Annotated in this window: 27 protein-coding genes and 1 pseudogene; 23 read left to right on the top strand and 5 right to left on the bottom strand. The window is 70.0% G+C overall.

The features are described 5' to 3' along the window. Positions 1-7 precede the first annotated feature (7 nt). From OHO83_RS15840 to yhfZ, 3 genes are all read right to left on the bottom strand, one after another. On the bottom strand, positions 8-364 hold the full coding sequence (locus OHO83_RS15840) for a DUF2620 family protein (RefSeq protein WP_266674612.1): 357 nt from the start codon (positions 362-364) through the stop codon (positions 8-10). Next, on the bottom strand, positions 361-762 hold the full coding sequence (locus OHO83_RS15835) for a PRD domain-containing protein (RefSeq protein ID WP_266674614.1): 402 nt from the start codon (positions 760-762) through the stop codon (positions 361-363). Before OHO83_RS15835 ends, OHO83_RS15840 begins: the two co-directional genes overlap by 4 nt. Before the next feature lie 101 nt (positions 763-863). Then, positions 864-1802 (bottom strand): GntR family transcriptional regulator YhfZ, encoded by a 939-nt coding sequence (gene yhfZ, locus OHO83_RS15830; RefSeq protein ID WP_266674616.1) that lies wholly within the window; start codon positions 1800-1802, stop codon positions 864-866. Between the two features lie 93 nt (positions 1803-1895). On the opposite strand from yhfZ, the gene ftsH reads away from it, so the two are divergent. Then, positions 1896-3905, top strand: coding sequence for an ATP-dependent zinc metalloprotease FtsH (ftsH, locus tag OHO83_RS15825; RefSeq protein WP_266674618.1), 2010 nt, complete (start codon positions 1896-1898; stop codon positions 3903-3905). A 6-nt stretch (positions 3906-3911) separates the two neighbouring features. Here the strand turns inward: ftsH and OHO83_RS15820 are convergent, their stop codons facing one another. After that, positions 3912-4775, bottom strand: coding sequence for an SAM-dependent methyltransferase (locus OHO83_RS15820; protein ID WP_266674620.1), 864 nt, complete (start codon positions 4773-4775; stop codon positions 3912-3914). Between the two features lie 222 nt (positions 4776-4997). On the opposite strand from OHO83_RS15820, the gene proS reads away from it, so the two are divergent. The 18 genes from proS (at position 4998) to OHO83_RS15730 (ending at position 19690) form a co-directional block, all read left to right on the top strand. Next, a complete protein-coding gene (proS, locus tag OHO83_RS15815; protein WP_266674622.1) occupies positions 4998-6413 on the top strand; it encodes a proline--tRNA ligase in 1416 nt (471 codons plus the stop codon). Positions 6414-6683: 270 nt separating this feature from the next. Further along, positions 6684-7280: a hypothetical protein gene (locus tag OHO83_RS15810; RefSeq protein ID WP_266559563.1), complete on the top strand. Its 597-nt coding sequence runs from the start codon at positions 6684-6686 to the stop codon at positions 7278-7280. A 221-nt stretch (positions 7281-7501) separates the two neighbouring features. Then, a complete protein-coding gene (gene rpsP / locus OHO83_RS15805; RefSeq protein ID WP_116509370.1) occupies positions 7502-7939 on the top strand; it encodes a 30S ribosomal protein S16 in 438 nt (145 codons plus the stop codon). Positions 7940-7941: 2 nt separating this feature from the next. Then, the gene (locus OHO83_RS15800) at positions 7942-8181 is read left to right on the top strand and encodes an RNA-binding protein (RefSeq protein WP_014176063.1); all 240 of its coding nucleotides are present in this window, start codon (positions 7942-7944) and stop codon (positions 8179-8181) included. A 101-nt stretch (positions 8182-8282) separates the two neighbouring features. Beyond that, entirely contained in the window at positions 8283-8861 is a 579-nt protein-coding gene (gene rimM / locus OHO83_RS15795) for a ribosome maturation factor RimM (RefSeq protein ID WP_266674625.1), read from the top strand. Next, the gene (gene trmD / locus OHO83_RS15790; protein WP_266674627.1) at positions 8861-9682 is read left to right on the top strand and encodes a tRNA (guanosine(37)-N1)-methyltransferase TrmD; all 822 of its coding nucleotides are present in this window, start codon (positions 8861-8863) and stop codon (positions 9680-9682) included. The genes rimM and trmD overlap by 1 nt, the downstream gene beginning before the upstream one ends. Positions 9683-9815: 133 nt before the next feature. Then, entirely contained in the window at positions 9816-10166 is a 351-nt protein-coding gene (gene rplS, locus OHO83_RS15785) for a 50S ribosomal protein L19 (RefSeq protein ID WP_054235359.1), read from the top strand. Between the two features lie 45 nt (positions 10167-10211). Beyond that, entirely contained in the window at positions 10212-10910 is a 699-nt protein-coding gene (lepB, locus tag OHO83_RS15780; RefSeq protein ID WP_266674629.1) for a signal peptidase I, read from the top strand. Further along, positions 10903-11988, top strand: coding sequence for a signal peptidase I (gene lepB, locus OHO83_RS15775; protein ID WP_266674631.1), 1086 nt, complete (start codon positions 10903-10905; stop codon positions 11986-11988). The genes lepB (OHO83_RS15780) and lepB (OHO83_RS15775) overlap by 8 nt, the downstream gene beginning before the upstream one ends. Further along, positions 11876-12865: a signal peptidase I gene (lepB, locus tag OHO83_RS15770; protein ID WP_266674633.1), complete on the top strand. Its 990-nt coding sequence runs from the start codon at positions 11876-11878 to the stop codon at positions 12863-12865. The genes lepB (OHO83_RS15775) and lepB (OHO83_RS15770) overlap by 113 nt, the downstream gene beginning before the upstream one ends. A gap of 59 nt (positions 12866-12924) precedes the next feature. Further along, positions 12925-13680 carry a signal peptidase I gene (gene lepB, locus OHO83_RS15765; RefSeq protein WP_266674635.1) on the top strand — a complete coding sequence of 252 codons (756 nt, stop codon included), beginning with the start codon at positions 12925-12927 and terminating at the stop codon, positions 13678-13680. Beyond that, the gene (locus OHO83_RS15760) at positions 13646-14191 is read left to right on the top strand and encodes an NUDIX hydrolase (protein ID WP_266674637.1); all 546 of its coding nucleotides are present in this window, start codon (positions 13646-13648) and stop codon (positions 14189-14191) included. Before lepB (OHO83_RS15765) ends, OHO83_RS15760 begins: the two co-directional genes overlap by 35 nt. A gap of 55 nt (positions 14192-14246) precedes the next feature. After that, the gene (locus tag OHO83_RS15755; protein WP_003965949.1) at positions 14247-14555 is read left to right on the top strand and encodes a DUF2469 domain-containing protein; all 309 of its coding nucleotides are present in this window, start codon (positions 14247-14249) and stop codon (positions 14553-14555) included. A 129-nt stretch (positions 14556-14684) separates the two neighbouring features. Beyond that, the gene (locus OHO83_RS15750; RefSeq protein WP_266674639.1) at positions 14685-15068 is read left to right on the top strand and encodes a YraN family protein; all 384 of its coding nucleotides are present in this window, start codon (positions 14685-14687) and stop codon (positions 15066-15068) included. Beyond that, entirely contained in the window at positions 15068-16687 is a 1620-nt protein-coding gene (locus OHO83_RS15745; protein WP_266674640.1) for a YifB family Mg chelatase-like AAA ATPase, read from the top strand. The genes OHO83_RS15750 and OHO83_RS15745 overlap by 1 nt, the downstream gene beginning before the upstream one ends. Next, positions 16684-17844: a DNA-processing protein DprA gene (gene dprA / locus OHO83_RS15740; protein WP_266674642.1), complete on the top strand. Its 1161-nt coding sequence runs from the start codon at positions 16684-16686 to the stop codon at positions 17842-17844. Before OHO83_RS15745 ends, dprA begins: the two co-directional genes overlap by 4 nt. 347 nt (positions 17845-18191) lie before the next feature. Further along, a complete protein-coding gene (whiG, locus tag OHO83_RS15735; RefSeq protein WP_266674644.1) occupies positions 18192-19028 on the top strand; it encodes an RNA polymerase sigma factor WhiG in 837 nt (278 codons plus the stop codon). 104 nt (positions 19029-19132) lie between these two features. Further along, the gene (locus tag OHO83_RS15730; protein WP_266676669.1) at positions 19133-19690 is read left to right on the top strand and encodes a TetR/AcrR family transcriptional regulator; all 558 of its coding nucleotides are present in this window, start codon (positions 19133-19135) and stop codon (positions 19688-19690) included. Positions 19691-19841: 151 nt separating this feature from the next. Here OHO83_RS15730 and OHO83_RS15725 read toward each other — a convergent pair. Continuing rightward, positions 19842-20357: pseudogene (locus OHO83_RS15725) on the bottom strand (M23 family metallopeptidase); the annotation flags it as partial. A gap of 284 nt (positions 20358-20641) precedes the next feature. On the opposite strand from OHO83_RS15725, the gene rpsB reads away from it, so the two are divergent. The 4 genes from rpsB (at position 20642) to frr (ending at position 24152) form a co-directional block, all read left to right on the top strand. Further along, positions 20642-21556 (top strand): 30S ribosomal protein S2, encoded by a 915-nt coding sequence (gene rpsB / locus OHO83_RS15720; RefSeq protein WP_266674645.1) that lies wholly within the window; start codon positions 20642-20644, stop codon positions 21554-21556. A gap of 93 nt (positions 21557-21649) precedes the next feature. Then, positions 21650-22486 (top strand): translation elongation factor Ts, encoded by an 837-nt coding sequence (gene tsf / locus OHO83_RS15715; protein WP_266674647.1) that lies wholly within the window; start codon positions 21650-21652, stop codon positions 22484-22486. A 210-nt stretch (positions 22487-22696) separates the two neighbouring features. Next, a complete protein-coding gene (pyrH, locus tag OHO83_RS15710) occupies positions 22697-23470 on the top strand; it encodes a UMP kinase (protein WP_266674649.1) in 774 nt (257 codons plus the stop codon). A gap of 124 nt (positions 23471-23594) precedes the next feature. Beyond that, positions 23595-24152, top strand: a complete 558-nt coding sequence (frr, locus tag OHO83_RS15705) for a ribosome recycling factor (RefSeq protein ID WP_093780078.1) — start codon at positions 23595-23597, stop codon at positions 24150-24152. Positions 24153-24156 lie beyond the last annotated feature (4 nt).

The raw sequence follows: 24156 nt of genomic DNA, 5'->3' as shown, positions 1-24156 counted from the left end.
GGTGTGATCAGGCGCGCGCGGCGATGGCGCGGGCGATCAGCGGAGCGATGACGTCGATCTGGTCCATGGAGAAGCCGAAGACCTTCTTGCCCTGGTCGAGCAGGGAGTTGACCTGGTCCTCGGTCGGTACGGAACGCCCGAAGGTGTGGCACGCGGGCCGGCCCATGAGCCCGACGAGGACGCCGAGCGAGGCGCCGGCGCCGGTGTGGCAGGTGCCGAGGTAGAAGTCGGCCTGGCCCACGCGGAGCTTCATCGCGGCGTCCATGTCGCTGGAGGCGACGATCTCGACGCCGTCGAGGGCGAGCGCCTTGACGGTCCCGACGACCTCGACCTTGCCTACGCCGCCGGTGAGGATCTTCTTCATGGGGTGGTCCTTGGGGGTTGGGAGTCGGTTGATGGCTGTCCCGCCAGCACCGCGAGATGCATGGCCAGGAAGTTGACCTCGGAGTCGGGCAGGGTGGCGCCGAGCCGTTCGCGGGCGCGGGCGGCGACCTCGCGGGCGCCGGACACGGCGTGGGGGTGGCCGGCCAGTTCCGCGGCCACCTGCTCGTCGGTGAGGAACTGCTCGATCGGCTCCCCGTCGACGAGCCGGGTGAGCGCCATCATCAGATGGCTGGTGAGCATGCCGGCGGTCTGCTCGGTCACCTCGTTCCCGCGCTCCGCCAGGGCGGTGAGTTCGGCGGTCACGAAGTCGGCGACCTCGGGCCTGACCTGGCCGCCTTCGCGGAACAGCCGGATACGGAGGGCGAGTCGGTCGTCCATGGGATCTCCTTCCGGGGCCACTGGCCAATTCGACAATAATCAGGATTCTGGATATTCAGCCTGGGAAGGGCGGGCGAATCCCTCCACCCCACCCCGCCGGCTCAGTACGACGGCACGCGCTCGCCCCGCAACACCTCGGCCTGCAGTGACGTCACGGTCGACAGGTCGATCGCGTCCCGCACCGCGGAGAGCGCCTTCGCGCCCTCGGTCCTGCCGATGATCGCCGCGCTGGAGTTGCGCAGGGACAGATCGCGGGTGACCTCGTCACCCAGCGGCAGCACCTCCCCGCCCATCCCCGTCCGGCCCTGTACCTCGTCGAGGTTCCAGACGGTGGCGTCGGCCAGGTTCCGCGCGAACAGGTCCCGCAGCTGCATGTACGAGGACTCGACCCACTCGATGTCGGTGCGCGCGGCGAACGCGCGCTCGGCGAGCATGCGCTGGTCCTCGGAGGTGGGGTCCACGGCGATCCGCAGGCCGGGCGCGTCGAGCGAGGCACCCTCGCGCAGCAGCAGCCCATGGGCGCCGACGTACGTGGCCGGGCCCAGGTCGGCGACGAGCTCCACCGGATGCTCCTCGATCAGCCGGTCGGCGGCGAAGCGCGAGAGCACCACCAGGTCGACCTTGCCTTCGAGCAGGGCCGTGGTCCGGGCGCCCGCGCCCCGCATGAACGTGATCGCGAACGGCGTGCCCGCCTCCTCGAAGGCGGTCCGCAGGCCGGTGGCCAGGCCCTCGTAGCGGCGGGAGTAGGGGAGGGGCATCGCGGCGAGCAGAGTGCCGAGGCCGGAGAGGCGCCACAGGACGGAGCGCTCGGAGCGCACCAGGAAGGTGCCCAGGTGGCCGCGTGCGGCGGTCTCGATGGCGCCGGACTCCTCCAGGAGCCGCAGAGCGGCCTGAACCGTGCCGTTTCCGCACCCCAGTTCCTCGGCGAAGTCGCGGACCCGGGGCAGTCGTGTGTCGGGCTCGTGGTTGAGCAGCAGGACCGCGAGCTGGCGGGCCGCGAGGCCGTTGCGCGTAAGGAAGCGCTCGTCGAAACCGTTCACGGCTCGGACAGTAACCAGGATTCTGGATACTGGCAAGGGTCCCGGATGTGTGCGGTCATGGGCGGGAGGCGTGACGGCAGGAGGAGAGCAGGCGTGGCCAACCCCGTACCCCCGCGCGACCGGACGGACCAGCCGTGGCGCTCCGAGGGGGCGCCGCCTCCGCAGCCCGCCAAGCCGCCGCGCAAGAAGATGCCGGGCGGCTGGGGCGGCCTCATTCTCACCGCTCTGATCGTCTACCTCATCGCCAACCTCGTGCTGTCGTTCTTCAACCGGGGCAACGAGCCGACGATCTCGTACACCGAGTTCAGCAAGCAGGTCGCCGACAACAACGTCACCAAGATCTACTCCAAGGGTGACGCGATCCAGGGCCAGCTCAAGAAGGAGCAGCCCACGCCCGACGGCAGTGACAGCTCGAGCAAGAACTACACCAAGTTCAAGACCCAGCGGCCGTCCTTCGCGGACGACGACCTCTGGGCGAACCTGGAGAAGCACAACGTCACCGTGACGGCCTCGCCGGTCGTCCAGGAGCGCAGCTTCCTCGCCAACCTCCTCCTCTCCCTCGCCCCGATGTTCCTGCTCGTCGTGCTGTGGATCTTCATCGCGCGGCGGATGCGACAGGGCATGGGCGGCGGCATCGGGGGAGGAATGCTCGGGCGCAAGCAGCCGCCCAAGCCGGTCGAGCTGGAGCCCGGGGTGCAGCGCACGACGTTCGCGGACGTCGCCGGCATCGACGAGGTGCAGGGCGAGCTCAGTGACGTCGTCGACTTCCTCAAGAACCCCGACGCCTATCGCGCGATGGGCGCGAAGATGCCTCGCGGTGTCCTCCTGTCGGGCCCGCCGGGAACCGGCAAGACGCTCCTGGCCAGGGCCGTCGCGGGCGAGGCCGGGGTGCCGTTCTTCTCCGCGTCCGCCTCCGAGTTCATCGAGATGATCGTCGGAGTCGGCGCCTCGCGCGTACGCGAACTCTTCGCCGAGGCCCGCAAGGTGGCGCCCTCGATCATCTTCATCGACGAGATCGACACCATCGGGCGGGCCCGCGGCGGCGGCTCCGCCATGGGCGGCCACGACGAGCGCGAACAGACCCTCAACCAGATCCTCACCGAGATGGACGGCTTCTCGGGATCCGAGGGCGTCATCGTCATCGCGGCCACCAACCGCGCGGACGTCCTCGACCCGGCCCTCACCCGCCCCGGCCGCTTCGACCGCGTCGTGACCGTCAGCCCGCCCGACCGCGGCGGCCGCGAGGCCATCCTCAAGATCCACACCCGGCAGATCCCGCTCGCCCCGGACGTGGACCTGCTGCAGGTCGCCCGCACGACCCCGGGCATGACCGGTGCCGACCTCGCCAACCTCACCAACGAGGCCGCCCTCCTCGCCGTCAAGCGCCAGCAGAAGACCGTCACCCAGACCGACCTCTCCCAGGCCCTGGAAAAGGTCCAACTGGGCGCCGAACGGCCCCTCGTCATGCCGGACGAGGAGCGCCGCCGCACCGCCTACCACGAGAGCGGCCACGCCCTGCTCGGCATGCTCCAGCCCGGCGCCGACCCCGTCCGCAAGATCACCATCGTGCCGCGCGGCCGCGCACTCGGCGTCACCCTCTCCACGCCCGACGCCGACAGATACGCCTACACGGAGGAGTACCTGCGCGGCCGCATCATCGGCGCGCTCGGCGGCATGGCGGCCGAACAGGTCGTATACGGGCTCGTCACCACCGGCGCCGAGAACGACCTCGAACAGGTCACGAACATCGCGCGAGGCATGGTCGCCCGCTGGGGCATGAGCGACCGCATCGGCCGCCTCTCCGCCCTGCCGAGTGACGCCCAGCAGGCATACGGGCTCTCCGCCGCGCCGCACACCCTCGACGCCATCGACCACGAGATGCGCCGCATCGTCGACGAGTGCTACGAGGAGGCCTGCACCAAACTCCGCGACCACCGCGGCCAGTTGGACGCCCTGGCCGCGGCACTCCTCGCGAACGAGACCCTGGACGAGGCGGAGGCCTACCGCGTCGCTGGCGTCATCCGCCTCACCAAGGACGAGGAGGCGCAGGGGACTCAGGGGACCCAGGACACCGACGGCCAGGGGACGGAGACCGACCGCTAGCGACCGTCACGGCGTGCGCGCGATCACGTAGCGGAACACGTTCGGCATCCACACCGTCCCGTCCTGCCGCTGATGCGGGTGCAGTGCCTCCGTCATCTCCTTCTCGACCTGGGACCGGTCCGTCGCGCCGATCGCCGCGTCGAACAGCCCCGTCGACAGCAGCCCGCGCACGGCGCTGTCCACGTCCGCGTAGCCGAACGGACAGGCGACCCGGCCCGAGCCGTCCGGCCTCAGCCCGGCCCGATGTGTGACCTCCTCCAGGTCGTCGCGGAGCGCCGGCCGCCAACTGCCCGCGCTGCGCAGCGGATCGGCGAGCTTCGTCGCGACCCGCAGGACCGACGACGTCGCGCACCGCTCCGGCGGACCCCAGCCGGCCAGCACCACGGGAGTACCCCGCTCGGCGAACGGCGACGCCGACTCCAGGAGCGCGCCGAGCCCCTCGGAGTCACCCGCCATGCAGCCGATCGGCTGGAACGCGGTGATCAGGTTGTACGGCGCATCGTCCGGTTCCGCCGCGTCCCCGGGGCCCCCTTCGGTCAGTCGCGTGTCACCACGCGCGCGCGTGCTCCGCGTCTCGCCCTGGAGACGCTCTCTGGCCAGTGCGAGCCGCTCGGGCGCGGCCGCCTCGACGCCCGTGACCGCCGCGCCCCGCGACGCCGCCATCAATAGGGCGAGCCCCGAGCCGCAGCCGAGGCCGAGAAGCCGGGTGCCGGCCGCTTCGCCGACCTCCAGCCGTTCGTAGACCGCTTCGTAGAGCGGGACCAGCATCCGCTCCTGTATCTCCGCCCAGTCACGCGCGCGTGCGCACAGGTCCACGCGGGGCACGCGCCCTGCGTGGGGGAGGTGCCGCTGCACGAGCGTAGGTGTCATCGAAAGCGCCCCAATCCGCCGAGAGTTACTGCTGTGCCGTGTTCCTGCGGTTCGTCCGCCCCCGTACATGTGCGCTCGCAGTTCCCCCGTATGCCAGAGAACTCCGCATCCGTCGTCCCGTCTAGGGGGTGTTCCCAAGGGCCTTCGCGCACCGCCGCGGGCCTGCGCCGCGCGGTCAAAAAGAATGCCGACCGGGCGTCATCGCGCCGTAGCATGCGCGCCATGGCCAAGACACCCGTCCTCACGCCTCAGGCAGAGGACTTCCCGCGCTGGTACCAGGACATCGTCAACAAGGCCGAGCTGGCCGACAACGGTCCGGTGCGCGGCACGATGGTCATCCGACCGTACGGCTACGGCCTGTGGGAGCGGATGCAGCAGGACATGGACGCCCGCATCAAGGAGACGGGCACCCAGAACGCGTACTTCCCGCTCTTGATCCCGCAGTCGTACCTCCACAAGGAGGCCGAACACGTCGAGGGGTTCGCGCCCGAACTCGCCGTGGTCACGCACGGCGGCGGCAAGGAGCTCGAGGAGCCCGCCGTCGTCCGCCCCACCTCCGAGATGATCATCAACGAGTACTTCGCCAAGTGGGTGCAGAGCTACCGCGACCTGCCCCTCCTCATCAACCAGTGGGCGAACGTCGTCCGCTGGGAGCTGCGCCCCCGACTTTTCCTGCGCACCACGGAGTTCCTCTGGCAGGAGGGCCACACCGCGCACGCCACGTACGAGGAGGCCCGCGACTTCGCGGCCCGCATCCACCGGCACGTGTACGCGGACTTCATGCAGGACGTCCTCGCGATGGACGTCGTCCTCGGCCGCAAGACCGCCAAGGAGCGCTTCGCCGGCGCCGTCAACACCCTCACGCTCGAAGGGATGATGGGCGACGGCAAGGCCCTCCAGCTGGGCACCAGCCACGAACTCGGCCAGAACTTCGCCAGGGCCTTCCACACCCAGTACCTGTCCAAGGAGGGCAAGCAGGAACTGGTCTGGCAGACCTCCTGGGGATCGACCACCCGCATGATCGGCGCGCTCGTGATGATGCACGGCGACGACAACGGCCTGAGGATCCCGCCCCGGCTCGCCCCCACTCAGGTCGTCGTGCTGGCCATCAAGGGGGACGACGCCGTTCTGGCCAAGGTCCACGAGATCGGCGGCGCCCTTCAGGCGGCCGGCATCCGCGTCCACGTCGACGACCGCACGGACACCCCGTTCGGCCGCCGCGCCGTCGACTGGGAACTCAAGGGAGTGCCCGTACGCGTCGAGATCGGCCCGCGCGACCTGGAGAACGGCACGGCGATGCTGGCCAGGCGCATCCCGGGCGGCAAGGAGCCGGTGGCCGTAGAGGCGCTCGCCGCGCTGCTGCCCACCGTTCTGGAAGAGGACCAGGCGCTGCTCCTGAAGCAGGCGCGCGAGCGCCGCGAGTCCCGCACGGCCGATGTGACGACGGTCGACGAGGCCGTCGAGGCCGCCGCTTCGGGCGGCTGGGCCCGCATCCCGTGGGCCACGCTCGGCGAGGCGGGCGAGGCCGCGCTGGCCGAGCACTCCGTCTCCGTACGGTGCCTGGTCACCGAGGACGGGGCGGTGCCGGACGCGGATGACGCGGCGGGTAACGTCGCCGTCGTGGCGCGCGCGTACTGAGCCACCCCACCCGCGAAGCGAGCGGCGCGAGAGAGGCCGAAAGGCCCCTTGCGCATCAGAGGGACACAGTCGCCCCGGCGTGCGGACATCGTCTACGCGCCGGGGCGTACGTATACCTACGCACCACCTTGGTGTGAGCTGTGAGGCTTCTCCGCAGATCAGCGCACCCGCCCTCGTCCGGACGCATGAGCGGCAACTGACTGGTACGTGCAAATTATTTGGGATGCCCCGGAATAGGAACACAGAGGCATCCCGGCTCGTTGTCACGACGTGAGCACGACACCACCTGTTCTCGCCGCAGAGCTGGCACAGGCGTGGGCCGACATTCAGCGGCACCACCCTGAGCTGCCAGATCTAGCCGCGCCCGAATCCCTGATCGGGGAGTCGTCGTCCGCCTGCGGACACGAGCTCTCCTTCGAGCGACTCCTCCATGAGGCAGTCCATGGCATCGCCGCCGCCCGAGGAGTCCGCGACACCTCCCGCGCCGGCCGGTACCACAACCGCAGATTCCTCGCCATCGCCGAAGAGCTGGGCCTCGACCACCCCGAGGAACCGCACCCCAGCAGCGGCTTCTCGCTGGTGACGCTCAACCCCGAGGCGAAGCAGCGTTACCGGCCGACGATCGAGCGGCTCAAGAGCGCCCTCAAAGCGCACACCGTGGCCACGGCCGCGGACACCAAGCGCAGCTTCCGCGGCCCGGCCGCGCGGCACGGCTCCTCCGGGGGCGGCGTCCGCGTCAAGGCGGTCTGCGACTGCGGGCGCAATGTGCGCGTGGTGCCCTCGGTCCTCGCCCAGGCCCCGATCGTCTGCGGCGGCTGCGGCAAGCCGTTCCGCATCCCGGAAGCCGTCGGCGCGGGCGTCGGGTGATCTCCGGCTGATCTTCGGTGAGGGTGTACGACCTGCTGCGGGGCGTCCGGACCAGGTTCGGCCGCCCCGCCGGCGTATGGCACAATGGCTAGCTGTACTCGACAGCCGCATAGGAACCCTCTCGCCTCCGGCTGACGCGTCCATCGGGCACCCCGAGTACCGCAACCCCACGTGGCATCCCGTTGTGCCCAACCACGTCAAGACCAGGAGACACCACTCCAGTGGCAGTCAAGATCAAGCTGAAGCGTCTGGGCAAGATCCGTTCGCCTCACTACCGCATCGTCGTCGCCGACTCCCGTACCCGCCGTGACGGCCGGGCCATCGAGGAGATCGGTCTGTACCACCCGGTGCAGAACCCCTCGCGCATCGAGGTCAACTCGGAGCGTGCCCAGTACTGGCTGTCCGTCGGCGCCCAGCCGACCGAGCCGGTCATGGCCATCCTGAAGCTCACCGGTGACTGGCAGAAGCACAAGGGCCTGCCGGCCCCCGCGCCGCTGCTCGTCGCGGAGCCCAAGGACAAGCGCGCCGCGTTCGAGGCCTTCACCAAGGGTCTCGAGGGCGACGACGCCAAGGGCGAGGCCATCACCCCGAAGGCCAAGAAGGCTGACAAGAAGGCGGACGAGGCCCCGGCCGAGTCCACCGAGTCCACCGAGGCCTGAGCATGCTCGAGGAGGCTCTTGAGCACCTCGTGAAGGGCATCGTCGACAACCCCGACGATGTGCAGGTCGCCTCGCGCAACCTGCGCCGTGGGCGCGTTCTCGAGGTCCGGGTCCACCCCGATGACCTCGGCAAGGTGATCGGCCGCAACGGCCGCACCGCGCGTGCCCTGCGTACCGTCGTGGGCGCCATCGGCGGCCGCGGTGTCCGCGTCGACCTCGTCGACGTGGACCAGGTTCGCTGAGCCGGACCAACGGTTCGGCGACAAATGAAGCACCGGCTCGGGCCGGGGAGGGCCTCAGGGCCGTCCCCGGCCCGTGGCCGTATGACAGGAGAGTTGTTCACGTGCAGCTGGTAGTCGCGCGCATCGGCCGCGCCCACGGCATCAAGGGCGAGGTCACCGTCGAGGTACGTACCGACGAGCCCGAGCTGCGGCTCGGCCCCGGTGCCGTGCTCGCCACCGACCCCGCCTCCGCGGGGCCGCTGACGATCGAGACCGGCCGCGTGCACAGCGGCCGCCTCCTGCTCCGCTTCGAGGGCGTACGCGACCGTACGGCCGCCGAGGCGCTGCGCAACACGCTCCTCATCGCCGAGGTCGACCCGGAGGAACTGCCGGAGGACGAGGACGAGTTCTACGACCACCAGCTGATGGACCTGGACGTGGTCACCACGGACGGTGTCGAGGTCGGCCGGATCACCGAGATCTCGCACCTGCCCTCGCAGGACCTGTTCATCGTGGAGCGCCCCGACGGCAGCGAGGTGATGATCCCCTTCGTCGAGGAGATCGTCACCGAGATCGACCTGGAGGAGCAGCGGGCGATCATCGACCCGCCGCCCGGGCTCATCGACGACCGCGCCGAGATCGCCTCCAGCCGCGACGCGGACGACGACTCCGGCGAGCACTCCGAGGCGGGCGGCGCCTGATGCGGCTCGACGTCGTCACGATCTTCCCCGAGTACCTCGACCCCCTGAACGTCTCCCTCGTCGGCAAGGCCCGCGCGCGCGGGCAGCTCGACGTACGGGTGCACGACCTCAGGGAGTGGACCTACGACCGGCACAACACGGTCGACGACACCCCGTACGGCGGCGGCCCCGGCATGGTCATGAAGACCGGCCCCTGGGGCGACGCCCTCGACGACGTGCTCGCCGACGGCTACGAGACCGGGTCCCACGGCCCCGCCCTCGTCGTCCCCACGCCCAGCGGCCGCCCCTTCACCCAGGAGCTCGCCGTCGAGCTCTCCGAGCGCCCCTGGCTGGTCTTCACGCCCGCGCGCTACGAAGGCATCGACCGCCGTGTCATCGACGAGTACGCGACCCGGATGCCGGTCTACGAGGTCTCCATCGGCGACTACGTGCTGGCCGGCGGAGAGGCCGCCGTGCTCGTCGTCACGGAGGCCGTCGCGCGACTGCTGCCCGGGGTCCTCGGGAACGCCGAGTCCCACCGGGACGACTCCTTCGCGCCCGGCGCCATGGCCAACCTCCTCGAAGGGCCCGTCTACACCAAGCCCCCCGAGTGGCGCGGCCAGGGCATCCCCGACGTGCTGCTCAGCGGCCACCACGGCAAGATCGCGCGCTGGCGCAGGGACGAGGCGCTGCGGCGCACCACCCGCAACAGGCCCGATCTCGTGGAGCGTTGCGACCCCTCGGTCTTCGACAAGAAGGACCGCGAGATGCTCTCCATCCTGGGCTGGCGGCCCGGCCCCGACGGCCGATTTGGGCGAGACCCCGCAGCCGTGGAACAATAGGCCGCTGCTGTACGTCCAGCGTGCGCCCCTGCCACAGGGGGAACGACGCCCGCCCGACGCGATCAGCTACCGAATCCTCATTTCGAACATTCCCGCCGATGACCTGTGGCATCGGTGAAGAAAGCAGACGATCATGTCTCACCTGCTCGACTCCGTCGACAGCGCGTCGCTGCGCAGCGACATCCCGGCCTTCCGCCCGGGTGACACCGTCAACGTCCACGTCCGCGTCATCGAGGGCAACCGCTCCCGTGTGCAGCAGTTCAAGGGCGTAGTCATCCGCCGCCAGGGCGCCGGTGTCCGCGAGACCTTCACGGTCCGCAAGGTCTCCTTCTCTGTCGGCGTCGAGCGCACCTTCCCGGTGCACACCCCGATCGTCGAGAAGATCGAGCTCGTCACCCGCGGTGACGTGCGTCGCGCGAAGCTCTACTACCTGCGCGACCTGCGCGGCAAGGCCGCGAAGATCAAGGAGAAGCGCGACAACTGAGCTCGCGCACGGGGTCACAGCCGGGCCGGATAGCATCTGGCCTCGATGGACACCGAAGCACAGACAACGGAACGCGATCGCGCCTCCCACCCCTCCGTACACGAGGGCGGGGAGGAGCGGTCGCGTTTCGCGTTTGTGTCGCGGGCCGCGTCCTGGCTTCCCGGTGGCCGCCTGACCCTGTCGGCGCTGCTCGGACTCGTTCTGCTGCTCCTGCTGAGCATCTTCGTGATGCAGCCCTTCCAGATCCCCAGCGGTTCCATGGAGCCCGCATTGAGGGTCGGGGACCGCGTTCTCGTAAACAAGTTGGCGTACCGTTTCGGTGCTGAGCCGCAGCGGGGCGATGTCGTTGTCTTCGACGGGACCGGGTACTTCGGTGACGCCGACTACATCAAGCGGGTCGTGGGCGTGGGGGGAGACCATGTGGTCTGCTGCGACAGCAGGGGGAGGATCGCGGTGAACGGCGAACCGGTGGACGAGAGCACGTTCCTGTACCCCGGCAACACCCCCTCCGAGGTCCCCTTCGACCTCGTCGTGCCCGACGGCACCCTCTTCCTGCTCGGTGACCACCGGGGCGACTCCCGGGACTCACGCGACTACCTGGGCGCACCCGGCGGCGGCATGGTCCCCGTGGGCGATGTGATCGGCAAGGCCCAGTGGATCGCCTGGCCGACGGGCCACTGGGGCTCCCTGTCCCGCAACGACGTCTACGCGCGCGTGCCCGCACCCGGCGGTGCCCATGGGTAACCGCGGACGCTCCCACTCGCGCAGGGGCGGCGGCGACACCCGCCTGCCCACCGGGACGCGCCGCGCCGGCAGCCCGCCGCTGCCGGGCCGTGCCGAGCGGCGCAGGCTGGCGCGCAAGGTCAAGCGACGCCGACGGCGCTCCGCGCTCAAGGAGATCCCGCTCCTCATCGGGGTGGCGCTGCTGATAGCACTCGTCCTGAAGACGTTCCTCGTCCAGGCCTTCGTGATCCCGTCCGGCTCCATGGAGCAGACGATCAGGATCGGCGACCGGGTCCTCGTCGACAAGTTCACCCCGTGGTTCGGCGCGAAGCCGCACCGCGGCGACGTCGTCGTCTTCAAGGACCCCGGTAAGTGGCTGGAACAGGAACAGGGAACGAAGAAGGACGCCCCTGTCGGCGTCAAGCAGGTGAAGGAAGGTCTCACCTGGATCGGCCTGTTGCCCTCGGACGACGAGCGCGATCTCATCAAGAGGGTCGTCGCGGTCGGCGGTGACACCGTCAAGTGCTGCGACAAACAGGGCCGCGTCACGGTCAACGGGACGCCCCTGAACGAGCCGTACATCCATCCGGGTGACGTGCCGTCAAAGTTCGAGTTCGAGGTCAAGGTGCCCAAGGGGCGCCTGTTCGTGATGGGCGACCACCGCTCCAACTCGGCCGACTCCCGCTTCCACCGCACCGAGGCCTTCAGCGGCACCGTCTCGGAGAAGTCGGTCGTCGGCCGGGCCCGCGTCATCGCCTGGCCGGTCGGTCACTGGAGCACGCTCCCGGAGCCGAGCACCTACGCGACTGTGGCCGCCGCGCAGAACAGGTCGGCCGCAGCCGCGCAACCGTCGCATAGGGTGGCCTCCACGGATCTGAACGGATCGATCCCTCTCCCGAGCCCTGCGGAACTCCCGCTCGTTATGGGAGTGGTGGGCCTGCATCGCGTATGGGACGACAGGCAGCGGCACGGAGTGAGGAGTGGATGTGGGGGACTTGGCGGTCGGCGCGCGGTCAGGGCATGGGCCCGACGAGCAGCCCGGGCGATCCGACGACGGAGCGGCAGCGGCCGCGACGGGCGCCGTGAACCTCGAGAGTGACGGCGTGGACGGCAACGGACACGGTGGTGGCCACGGCGACGGCCCGGGAGACGGCTCCGTCGGCGGCAGCAGGTCGGGCGGTCAGGCGAAGAGGCCCCGCTCCTTCTGGAAGGAGCTTCCGCTCCTCATCGTCATCGCGCTGGTTCTGGCGCTGGTCATCAAGACCTTCCTGGTGCAGGCGTTCTCGATTCCGTCGGCGTCGATGGAGAACACCCTGCAGATCGGCGACCGCGTGCTCGTCGACAAACTGACGCCGTGGTTCGGGTCCGAGCCCGGGCGCGGCGAGGTCATCGTCTTCCACGACCCGGACGGCTGGCTGAAGGACGAGCCGACGGCCGAGCCGAATCCGGTGCAGCGCGTTCTCGGCTGGATCGGCCTCATGCCGTCCACGAACGAGAAGGACCTCATCAAGCGCGTCATCGGCGTCGGCGGCGACACCATCGAGTGCAACGGGACGGGACCGCTCACGGTCAACGGCAAGGCGCTCGACGAGCCGTACGTCTACCCGGGGAACACCCCGTGCACCGACGACAATGTGGGCGGCAAGTTCAAGGTCACCGTACCCATCGGCAAAGTTTGGGTCATGGGTGACCACCGCCAGGACTCCATGGACTCCCGGTACCACCAGCAGGACAGCAACCAGGGCTTCGTCCCGGTGGACAACGTCGTGGGCCGCGCGATCGTGGTCGCCTGGCCGCCCACCCGCTGGACGACCCTGCCTGTGCCGGACACCTTCGACCAGCCGGGCCTGAAGGCCGCGATGGGAGCGGCCCCGGGCGCGCTCGGCCTCGCGGGCGCCGCGCCGATCGTGCTGTGGCGCAGGCGTCGGCTTACCCAGGGGAACACCAGGGTTTCTGAGGTGAAGACCGCCGGGTAGGGTGCCGTCCCAGATCGCCGATCTTCCACGGCGAATCTCCGAGGCGGGGAGCAACTGGGATGAGCAGGACACGTCGTACGGACGAGGGCCATGGCCGGCTCGGCAGCACGCTGTCGGGATTGGCCGTGGCCCTCGGCTGTGTGCTGTTCCTGGGCGGGTTCGTGTGGGGCGCCATCGTGTACCAGCCGTACACCGTGCCCACCGAGTCGATGACGCCGACGATCGGCGCCGGCGACCGGGTCCTCGCGCAGCGCATCGACGGCAGTGAGGTCAAGCGCGGCGACGTCGTCGTCTTCACCGAGTCGGCGTGGGGCGACATGCCCATGGTCAAGCGCGTCGTCGGCATCGGCGGCGACAAGATCGCCTGCTGCGAGGCCGGCAAGCTGACCGTCAACGGCAAGGAGATTGCCGAACCGTATCTCCCCAAGGGGCAGGGCCCCTCGGCCACGGGCATCCCGACCACCACGGTCCCCGAGGGACGCCTCTTCCTGCTCGGTGACGAGCGCAGCGGCTCCCTCGACTCCAGCGTCCACATCGGCGACTCCAGCCACGGAACGGTGCCGCGCAGCGCGGTGGCCGCCCGGGTCGACGCCGTGGCCTGGCCGATGGACGGCATGCTCGCGCGGCCCACCGGCTTCGAGGCGCTGCCGGGCGGGCTCTCCCAGCCGGGCCCCCTGAAGCTGGTCCTGGCCGCCGTGGTCGCGGGTGCAGTCCTGGTGCTCGGCGGGGCCGCGTACGGGCCGATCGCCAAGCGCGCGAGCAAGGGCCGCGACCGGTCGCATGCGTCGGCGGGGGAGCGGGCCCTTGCGGGCTGAGCCGCCCGGCGCCGGCCGGGAGCTGCGGAAGGTGGCTCGGGTCGTACTGCTCGACCCGGACGACCGCATTCTGCTCCTGCACGGGCACGAGCCGGGGGACACCGCCGACGACTGGTGGTTCACCCCGGGCGGCGGCCTGGAGGGCGACGAGACCCGCGAGCAGGCCGCGCTGCGCGAGCTCGCGGAGGAGACGGGCATCATCGACGTCGAGCTCGGCCCGGTCCTGTGGCGGCGCACCTGCTCCTTCCCGTTCGACGGGCGGCGCTGGGACCAGGACGAGTGGTACTTCCTGGCCCGTACGACGGCTGCTGTGGCCGGGTCGGAGATCGCCGGGGAGGGCCTGACCGAGCTGGAACGGCGCAGCGTCGCCGGAGCACGTTGGTGGACGTGCCGGGAACTGACCGAAGCACATGAGACGGTGTATCCGACCAGGCTCGCCGGGCTGCTGGAACGGCTGCTCGACGAGGGTCCCCCGAGTCGTCCCGAAGTCCTCGACACGGAAATCGTCTAGAGGCGTACGGGGCTGACGCACAATAGGGGGACGCACGGCTGAAGGGGAACATGCCATGAGCGCCGAGGACCTCGAGAAGTACGAGACCGAGATGGAGCTGAAGCTCTACCGGGAGTACCGCGACGTCGTCGGTCTGTTCAAATATGTGATCGAGACCGAACGGCGCTTCTATCTCACCAACGACTACGAGATGCAGGTGCACTCGGTCCAGGGTGAGGTTTTCTTCGAAGTATCCATGGCGGATGCCTGGGTGTGGGACATGTACAGGCCCGCACGGTTCGTGAAGCAGGTCCGGGTACTCACGTTCAAGGACGTGAACATCGAGGAGCTGAACAAGAGCGATCTGGAGCTGCCGGGCGGGTGAGCCGGAGCCCCTGAGTCGGTGGAGTTCGCTGGGTCGGGTGGCTGTGTTGTCCACAACCCGTGAGTAGTTCACCAAGATCCACTTCTTCGGCGCCCATGCCTCAGCGTGGGCGTCGGAGGTGGTGCCGACATGAACGCGTCCAAGGCACGCAGCGCACTCGGAAAGTACGGCGAGGAGCTGGCCGCACGACGGCTGGTCGAGTCCGGAATGACGGTCATCGAGCGCAACTGGCGCGCGGGCAGGACCGGTGAGATCGACATCGTCGCCCGGGAGGGCGAGGCCCTCGTCGTCTGCGAGGTGAAGACCCGCAGGGCGGGCGGCCGCGCCGGGCCCTTCGAGCATCCGATGGCCGCTGTCACACCCGTCAAGGCCCAGCGGCTGCGCGACCTCGCGGAGCGCTGGGTGCAGGAACACGGGGGAGCGCCACCCGGCGGCGTACGCATCGATGTGGTCGGGGTCGTTCTGCCGGAACGCGGCGCCCCCGTCGTCGAGCATGCGCGAGGGGTGGCCTGATGGGGTTCGCGCGCACATGCTCCGTGGCCCTCGTCGGCGTCGAGGGCGTGGTCGTCGAGGTCCAGGCCGACCTGGAGCCCGGGGTCGCCGCTTTCACGCTGGTCGGACTGCCCGACAAGAGTCTTTCGGAGAGCCGCGACCGGGTCAGGGCGGCGGTCGTCAACTCCGGCGGGGAGTGGCCGCAGAAGAAGCTCACGGTGGGGCTCAGCCCGGCGTCCGTACCCAAGAGCGGCAGCGGATTCGACCTGGCCATCGCCAGCGCGGTGCTGGGCGCGGCCGAGCGGATCGATCCGCGGGTCCTCTCCGAGGTCGTGATGATCGGCGAGCTGGGGCTCGACGGCCGGGTCCGGCCCGTTCGCGGGGTGCTACCGGCCGTCCTGGCGGCGGCCGACGCGGGCTACGAGCAGGTCGTGGTCCCCGAGTGCTCGGCCGGCGAGGCCGCGCTCGTCCCGGGCGTCTCGGTCCTCGGAGTGCGGAGCCTGCGCCAGCTCATCGCGGTCCTCACGGATGAGCCGGTCCCGGACGAGCCGCCCGACGAGACCGGACGCCCCGACCCGATGCTCGCCGGCCTGAGCATCCCGGGCCAGGGCCTCGGTGTCGGCCTCGCCGGGATGCCGCACGACGCCCACATCCTCGATCTGGCCGATGTCGTCGGCCAGCGCGCGGCACGCACGGCGATCGAGGTCGCGGCCGCCGGTGCCCATCACGTCCTCCTCCAGGGGCCGCCGGGTGCCGGCAAGACCATGCTCGCCGAGCGGCTGCCGCTGGTCATGCCGCCGCTCACCCGCGTGGAAGCCCTCGAAGTGACGGCCATTCACTCGGTGGCGGGCATGCTCCCGCCGGGCAAACCGTTGGTCGACGCCGCCCCCTACTGCGCGCCCCACCACTCGGCGACGATGCAGTCGCTCGTCGGCGGCGGACAGGGGATGCCGCGGCCGGGCGCGGTGTCGTTGTCCCACAGAGGAGTGCTCTTTCTGGACGAGGCGCCGGAGTTCAGCGGCCAGGCACTCGACGCGCTGCGCCAGCCGCTGGAGTCCGGCCACGTGGTCATCGCCCGCAGTGCCGGGGTGGTGCGGCTGCCCGCCCGCTTTCTGATGGCGCTGGCCGCCAACCCGTGCCCGTGCGGCAACCACGCGCTCATGGGAGGCGGCTGCGAGTGCCCTCCGGCGGCCGTACGCCGCTATCAGGCACGCCTCTCCGGGCCCTTGCTCGACCGCGTCGACCTCAGGGTGGACGTGGAGCCCGTCACGCGAGCCGAGCTGACCGGGGGCGGCGCACAGGGCGAGACCACCGCCGTCGTCCGCGAGCGCGTGCGGGCCGCCCGTGAGCGGGCCGCGGCGCGGCTCGCGGACACGCCCTGGCGGACGAACAGTGAGGTGCCCGGGCACGCCCTGCGCACCCGGTGGCCCGCGGCGCCGAGGGCCATGGACGAGGTCGAGAACGACCTGGAGCGCGGCTTCCTGACGGCCCGGGGTGTCGACCGTGTGCTGCGGGTGGCCTGGACCGTCGCCGACCTGTGCGGCCACGACCGGCCACGCGCGCAGGACGTGGGGCTCGCCCTTCAGCTGCGCACCGGGATCTCGCGCGGTGTGGCCATGGCCATCGGAGGGTCGGCGTGAGTGGGGCGGAGGTCTCCGACGGAATCCGGCTGGCCAGGGCCGCCCTCACCCGGATCGTCGAGCCCGGGGACGAGAGGGCGGGGCGGTGGCTCAGGGAGTTCGGTGCGGTGGACGTCGTGCGGCGCATCGTCGAGGACGGGGAGCCGCTGCCCGGGGTGAGCGAGGGCCGCTGGGCGGGGCTGCGGGCCAGGGCGGCCGGCGTGGTGCCCGAGCGTGACCTGGAGCGGGCGGCGGGCGTGGGGGCGCGGATCGTGTGTCCCGGAGACGCCGAGTGGCCGGCCCAGCTGGACGATCTCGGCGACGCGCGGCCCGTCGCCCTGTGGGTGCGGGGGCGGCCCTCCCTGCGGATATGGGCGTTGCGGTCCGTCGGGGTCGTGGGGGCGCGGGCCTGCACGGACTACGGGGCGCGGGTGGCGGCGAGCCTTGGCGCGGGGCTCGCGGAGCGCGGCAGCGTCGTCGTGTCGGGCGGGGCCTACGGGGTGGACGCGGCGGCGCATCGAGGGACCCTGGGCGCGAGCGGTGCCACTGTGGCGGTCCTTGCCTGCGGGGTCGACCGGCCCTATCCGCGCGGTCACGTCCAGTTGATCGAGCGGATCGCGGAACAGGGTCTGGTCATCGCGGAGTTGCCACCCGGTGATCATCCGACGCGGAGCAGATTCATCCTCCGTAACCGCCTGATCGCCGCGCTCACCAGGGGGACTGTAGTCGTGGAGGCCGCGTACCGCAGCGGTGCTCTCGGTACGGCGCGCTGGGCGCAGCGTCTCGGGCGTCACACGATGGGGGTTCCTGGGCCGGTCACGAGCACCCGATCAGCGGGGGTGCACGAACTGCTGCGCGGGGAAGCCGTTCTCGTCACCGACGCTGCGGAAGTCATGGAGCTGGTCGGAGACATGGGGGAGCTCGCGCCGGCGCGGCGCGGTCCCGTACTGCCGCACGACCTGCTCGCGCCGGACGCCGCGGCGGTCCTGGCGGCGCTGCCCGCCGGCGGAGCCGTGGGGGCGGGGGACATCGCCCGGGCGGCGGGCACCGGAGTCGACGACGCAATCGGGAGGTTGTACGAACTGCGCTCACTAGGGTTCGTCGAACGACACAGCGATGGCTGGCAGTTGACACGCCAGGCGATCCGGCCTGTCTCGCCGGAAGGAGATGATCGGTGACAGAGGGTGTTGCGCCGTCCGGATGACTGCCGAACCCCTTGGCATTACGGGGCGTTGACCTTTCAGCCCGGTCACTTACAGCGACGGATGTGATCCCGCAAGTCGCCCAACGGAACGTATCTGCGCACGTGCGATCCCATAGCCTTCGCACACTGCGACACTGCAGTCACGCTACGCTCACCAGGATTCCGGCTCGTTCGGTTCAATCCGGAATGAGCCAGGCACCGAAGAGCAACCACGATCAGATGGGCAACCGAGCATCAGACAGTTAACTTGGGATCTTTACCACCAGTCCGGCGCCAGGCGCACAAATCACCAGTTCACGGCAGAACGGCACAAGGCGACGAATGCCCCAGCACACCTCCGGGTCTGACCGGGCTGCGGTTCCCCCCGCTGCCCGTGGCAGCGTGCGGCCTCCTGCTCCCTCTTCGCTCGAGGAGCTGTGGAGGTCATACAAGGCGACGGGTGACGGGCGATTGCGCGAGCAGCTCATCCTGCACTACTCGCCCCTGGTCAAGTACGTCGCGGGACGCGTCAGCGTCGGCCTGCCGCCCAATGTCGAACAGGCCGACTTCGTGTCCTCGGGCGTCTTCGGGCTGATCGACGCGATCGAGAAGTTCGACATCGAGCGCGAGATCAAATTCGAGACGTACGCGATCACCCGGATCCGCGGCGCCATGATCGACGAACTCCGGGCACTCGACTGGATTCCGCGCTCCGTACGGCAGAAGGCGCGCAACGTCGAGCGGGCGTACGCCACGCTCGAGGCGCAGCTGCGGCGGACTCCGTCGGAGAGCGAGGTCGCCGCCGAGCTCGGCATCAAGGTCGAGGAACTGCACGCGGTCTTCAGTCAGTTGTCCCTCGCGAACGTGGTGGCCCTGGAGGAGCTGCTGCACGCCGGCGGCGAGAGCGGCGACCGGCTCAGCCTGATGGACACGCTCGAGGACCAGTCTGCCGACGACCCGGTCGAGGTCGCCGAGGACCGCGAGCTGCGGCGGTATCTGGCGCGCGCGATCAACACGCTGCCGGAGCGCGAGAAGACCGTGGTGACGCTCTACTACTACGAGGGCCTGACCCTCGCGGAGATCGGCAATGTGCTCGGCGTGACCGAGAGCCGCGTCAGCCAGATCCACACCAAGTCCGTCCTCCAGCTCCGCGCGAAGCTGGCCAGTTTCCGGCGCTGACTATGCGGAATCGTCCCTGCCGGGCCGTGCGCGGGGCGGGACGACTCCCGCGGCGCGCGTCCCGTCCGTAAAGTGGTGGCGTGCCAAGGATTCGAGCGGCCTCTGTGGCCGAGCACCGGTCGATGCAGCGCGGCGCCCTTCTGGACGCGGCGCGCTCCCTGCTGTCCGAGGGCGGGACGGAGGCGCTGACCTTCCCCGCGCTCGCCGAGCGCACCGGGCTCGCCCGGTCCTCCGTGTACGAGTACTTCCGGTCGCGGGCCGCGGTCGTCGAAGAGCTCTGCGAGGTCGACTTCCCCGTCTGGGCGGCGGAGGTCTCCACGGCGATGGAGCGCGCGGGTACGCCCGAGGGCAAGGTCGAGGCGTACGTTCGGGAGCAGCTCTCGCTGGTGGGCGACCGCCGGCACCGTGCCGTCGTGGCCATCTCGGCGAGCGAACTCGACTCAGGGGCACGCGAGAAGATCCGCGCCGCGCACGGCGGGCTGGTCGCGATGATCGTCGAGGCCCTCGCCGACATGGGCCACACGGAACCGCGTCTCGCGGCGATGCTCCTTCAGGGGGTCGTGGACGCGGCGGTCCGCCGGATCGAGCTGGGTGCGGCGGAAGACCCCTCGGCGATCACCGAGGCGGCCGTGGGCATGGCCCTGCGGGGCGTCAGCGGCTGATCCGGGGCGCGAGCCCTGGACGGAGCGGCGGGATCAGCAGCGGCGGTACCGGCCCCGGTCCGGTACCCGGCGCCGTACCGGCGCCGACGCCCGACAGGACCGGCAGCAGCGGGACCAGCAGGGGTGGGTCAGCCCCGGGCGGGACCAGTCCCGGTACCGCGACAGTCGGGGGTACCGACAGCAGTCGCGACGGGCCTCGTCGCAGCAGCCGCGGGGGCAGCAGGGACAGCGGGTCCAGATAGGTGTCGCCCCGCAGCAGGCCCCAGTGCAGGCATGACGTAGGGCCGCAGTGGTTTGTCGGGGGTTCCAGTGCGCCCAGCACCTCGCCCGGCGCCACCAGGGCGCCCTTCTTCACCGACGGCGTCACCGGTTCGTACGTGGTGCGCAGCGGCGGGTCGCCCGTTCCGGACAGTTCCACCGCCACGACCCCTCTGCCCGCCACGCGCCCCGCGAAGGACACCCGGCCGCGCGCCACCGCTCTGACCGGGGTGCCGACGGGCGCGGCCAGGTCCACGCCGCGGTGGCCCGCCCCGTACTCCGTCGCCGGCGGGGCCCAGCCCCGTACGATCGGGGGCCGCGTCCCCACCGGCCAGGTGGCGCCCACGGCGGGTACCGGCGGGGGCGGCACGAGGCTCGCCAGCGCCGCGGTCATCGTCAGCATCAGCATCAGTCGCATGCACTGAACGGTCCCGTCCTGACGCGGTCCGCGGGGATCATGGACCCGAACTGGGGACTACCGACCGGTTGTGGACAGCGGCGTCACCCGGCACCCCGCGGGTCCCGTACACTTCTGATGGCGATCCGGGTCACCGGATCGACTTCGCACGCCCCAACACCAAGTCATTCGTGACGGTGTTCGCGCTCCTCGGTCCCTCGTGGCACAGCGCGCGGGGCGTCAGGCGCGACAGCAATCCTGCGGTCGCGGCAACCGAGAACCCAAGGAGTACGGCCATGGCCGTCGTCACGATGCGGGAGCTGCTGGAAAGCGGCGTCCACTTCGGTCACCAGACCCGTCGCTGGAACCCGAAGATGAAGCGCTTCATCTTCACCGAGCGCAACGGCATCTACATCATCGACCTGCTCCAGTCGCTGTCGTACATCGACCGCGCCTACGAGTTCGTCAAGGAGACCGTCGCCCACGGCGGCACGGTCATGTTCGTCGGCACGAAGAAGCAGGCGCAGGAGGCGATCGCCGAGCAGGCGACCCGCGTCGGCATGCCCTACGTCAACCAGCGCTGGCTGGGCGGCATGCTCACCAACTTCTCGACGGTCTACAAGCGTCTGCAGCGCCTCAAGGAGCTTGAGCAGATCGACTTCGAGGATGTGGCCGCGTCCGGCCTCACCAAGAAGGAGCTGCTCGTCCTCTCCCGCGAGAAGGCCAAGCTGGAGAAGACCCTCGGCGGTATCCGCGAGATGTCCAAGGTGCCCAGCGCCGTCTGGATCGTGGACACCAAGAAGGAGCACATCGCGGTCGGTGAGGCCCGGAAGCTCAACATCCCGGTCGTCGCCATCCTCGACACCAACTGCGACCCCGACGAGGTCGACTACAAGATCCCGGGCAACGACGACGCGATCCGCTCCGTCACCCTGCTCACCCGCGTGATCGCCGACGCCGTCGCCGAGGGCCTCATCGCCCGCTCCGGTGCCGCCACTGGCGACCAGAAGCCGGGCGAGAAGGCCGCGGGCGAGCCGCTCGCCGAGTGGGAGCGCGACCTGCTCGAGGGTGAGAAGAAGGCCGACGAGCAGCCGGCCGCCGAGGCTGAGGTCCAGACCTCCGCCGAGACGGAGAAGGTCGCCGACGCCGAGGCCGAGGTCGCCACCGAGGTTGCCACCGAGGCTCCGGCCGCGGACGCCGAGCAGGCCTGAACCTCACCGGTTCGGTAGTTGACGGCGGGGGCCGGGTCGGCCCCCGCCGTTCACCCGTAGATCTTTCAGACTTCGAGAGAGAATTTCAGGATCATGGCGAACTACACCGCCGCTGACGTCAAGAAGCTCCGCGAGCTCACGGGCGCCGGCATGATGGACTGCAAGAAGGCGCTCGACGAGGCCGACGGCAGCGTCGACAAGGCCGTTGAGGCCCTGCGCATCAAGGGCCAGAAGGGCGTCGCCAAGCGCGAGGGCCGCTCCGCCGAGAACGGCGCCGTGGTCTCCCTCATCGCCGACGACAACACCTCCGGTGTCATCCTCGAGCTGAAGTGCGAGACGGACTTCGTCGCCAAGGGTGAGAAGTTCCAGGCCGTCGCGAACTCCCTCGCCGCGCACGCCGCCAAGACGAACCCGGCCGACATCGCGGCGCTCCTCGCGTCCGAGATCGAGCCCGGCAAGACCGTCCAGGCGTACGTCGACGAGGCCAACGCCAACCTCGGCGAGAAGATCGTCCTGGACCGCTTCGCGCAGTTCTCGGGCGCGTTCGTCACCGCGTACATGCACCGCACCATGCCCGACCTGCCCCCGCAGATCGGTGTTCTGGTCGAGCTGGACAAGGCCGACGCCGACCTCGCCAAGGGCATCGCGCAGCACATCGCCGCCTTCGCGCCGAAGTACCTCTCCCGTGAGGACGTCCCGGCCGAGGTCGTCGAGTCCGAGCGCCGCGTCGCGGAGGAGACCACCCGCGCCGAGGGCAAGCCGGAGGCCGCGCTCCCGAAGATCGTCGAGGGTCGCGTCAACGGCTTCTTCAAGGAGGCCACCCTCCTCGGCCAGCCGTACGCGCTGGACAACAAGAAGTCCGTGCAGAAGGTTCTGGACGAGGCCGGTGTCACCCTGAAGCGCTTCTCGCGCATCAAGGTCGGCATCTGAGTCCGTACCGCGACAGCCGGAAGACACCGCTAGGGTCGACGAGATCCCAGTAGGGTCGACAGCAGTCTCCCGCGTACGCCGCCACGCGCGCGTGCGCGTCGGGTGACCGCAGATGTGACGAGGAGGCCATTGCCGAGCATGGGATGCGAACAACACCCCACCGGCAATGGCCTTCTTTGTATGTGTGCCAAGTAAAGAGGCGAGATCACCATGACCACCACCACCAAGGCCGACAAGGGCGACAAGAGCGACGACGGCAAAGGCGCGGGGCGCTTTTTGCTGAAGCTGTCCGGCGAGGCGTTCGCCGGTGGCGGGGGTCTGGGCGTCGACCCCGACGTGGTGCACAAGATCGCCCGTGAGATCGCGGCCGTCGTGCGCGACGGCGCGCAGATCGCCGTCGTCATCGGCGGCGGCAACTTCTTCCGCGGCGCCGAGCTCCAGCAGCGCGGCATGGACCGGGCCCGCTCCGACTACATGGGCATGCTCGGCACCGTCATGAACTGCCTCGCGCTCCAGGACTTCCTGGAGAAGGAGGGCATCGACAGCCGCGTGCAGACCGCCATCACCATGGGGCAGGTCGCCGAGCCGTACATCCCGCTGCGCGCCGTGCGCCACCTGGAGAAGGGCCGCGTCGTCATCTTCGGCGCCGGTATGGGCATGCCCTACTTCTCCACCGACACCACCGCCGCCCAGCGCGCCCTGGAGATCGACGCCGAGGCGCTGCTCATGGGCAAGAACGGGGTGGACGGGGTCTACGACTCCGACCCCAAGACCAACCCCGAGGCCGTGAAGTTCGACGCGCTCAGCTACGGCGAGGTCATCACCCGCGACCTCAAGGTCGCCGACATGACCGCGATCACCCTGTGCCGCGACAACAAGCTGCCCATCCTCGTCTTCGAACTGCTCGCCGAGGGCAATATCGCGCGAGCGGTCAAGGGTGAGAAGATCGGCACGCTCGTGGGCGACCACGGAACGCGGGCCTGACACGACCCCCCGCCAGGGGATGGACAATGTCCTGCCGGTCGGACACCGTGCAGGAAAGACACACGACGCAGCCGGCCGCCCTGGGCGCATGCCGGGCCTCACTCAAGACACGCAGGAGCAAGTGGTGATCGAAGAGACCCTCCTCGAGGCCGAGGAGAAGATGGAGAAGGCCGTCGTGGTCGCCAAGGAGGACTTCGCCGCGATCCGCACCGGCCGTGCGCACCCGGCGATGTTCAACAAGATCGTGGCGGACTACTACGGCGCGCTGACCCCGATCAACCAGCTGGCCTCGTTCTCCGTGCCCGAGCCGCGGATGGCCGTGGTGACCCCGTTCGACAAGAGCGCGCTGCGCAACATCGAGCAGGCGATCCGCGACTCCGACCTCGGCGTCAACCCGAGCAATGACGGCAACATCATCCGTGTGACGTTCCCGGAGCTGACCCAGGACCGCCGCAAGGAGTACATCAAGGTCGCCAAGACCAAGGCCGAGGACTCCAAGATCTCGATCCGCTCCATCCGCCGCAAGGCCAAGGAGACGATCGACAAGCTCGTCAAGGACGGCGAGGTCGGCGAGGACGAGGGCCGCCGCGCCGAGAAGGAGCTCGACGACACCACCGCGAAGTACGTCGCGCAGGTGGACGAGCTGCTCAAGCACAAGGAAGCCGAGCTGCTCGAGGTCTGAGGAA

Source organism: Streptomyces sp. NBC_00569, from assembly GCF_036345255.1.
Classification (GTDB): domain Bacteria; phylum Actinomycetota; class Actinomycetes; order Streptomycetales; family Streptomycetaceae; genus Streptomyces.
The sequence above is the reverse complement of the archived record's forward strand: the minus strand, read 5'-3'. Positions and strand labels throughout refer to the sequence as shown.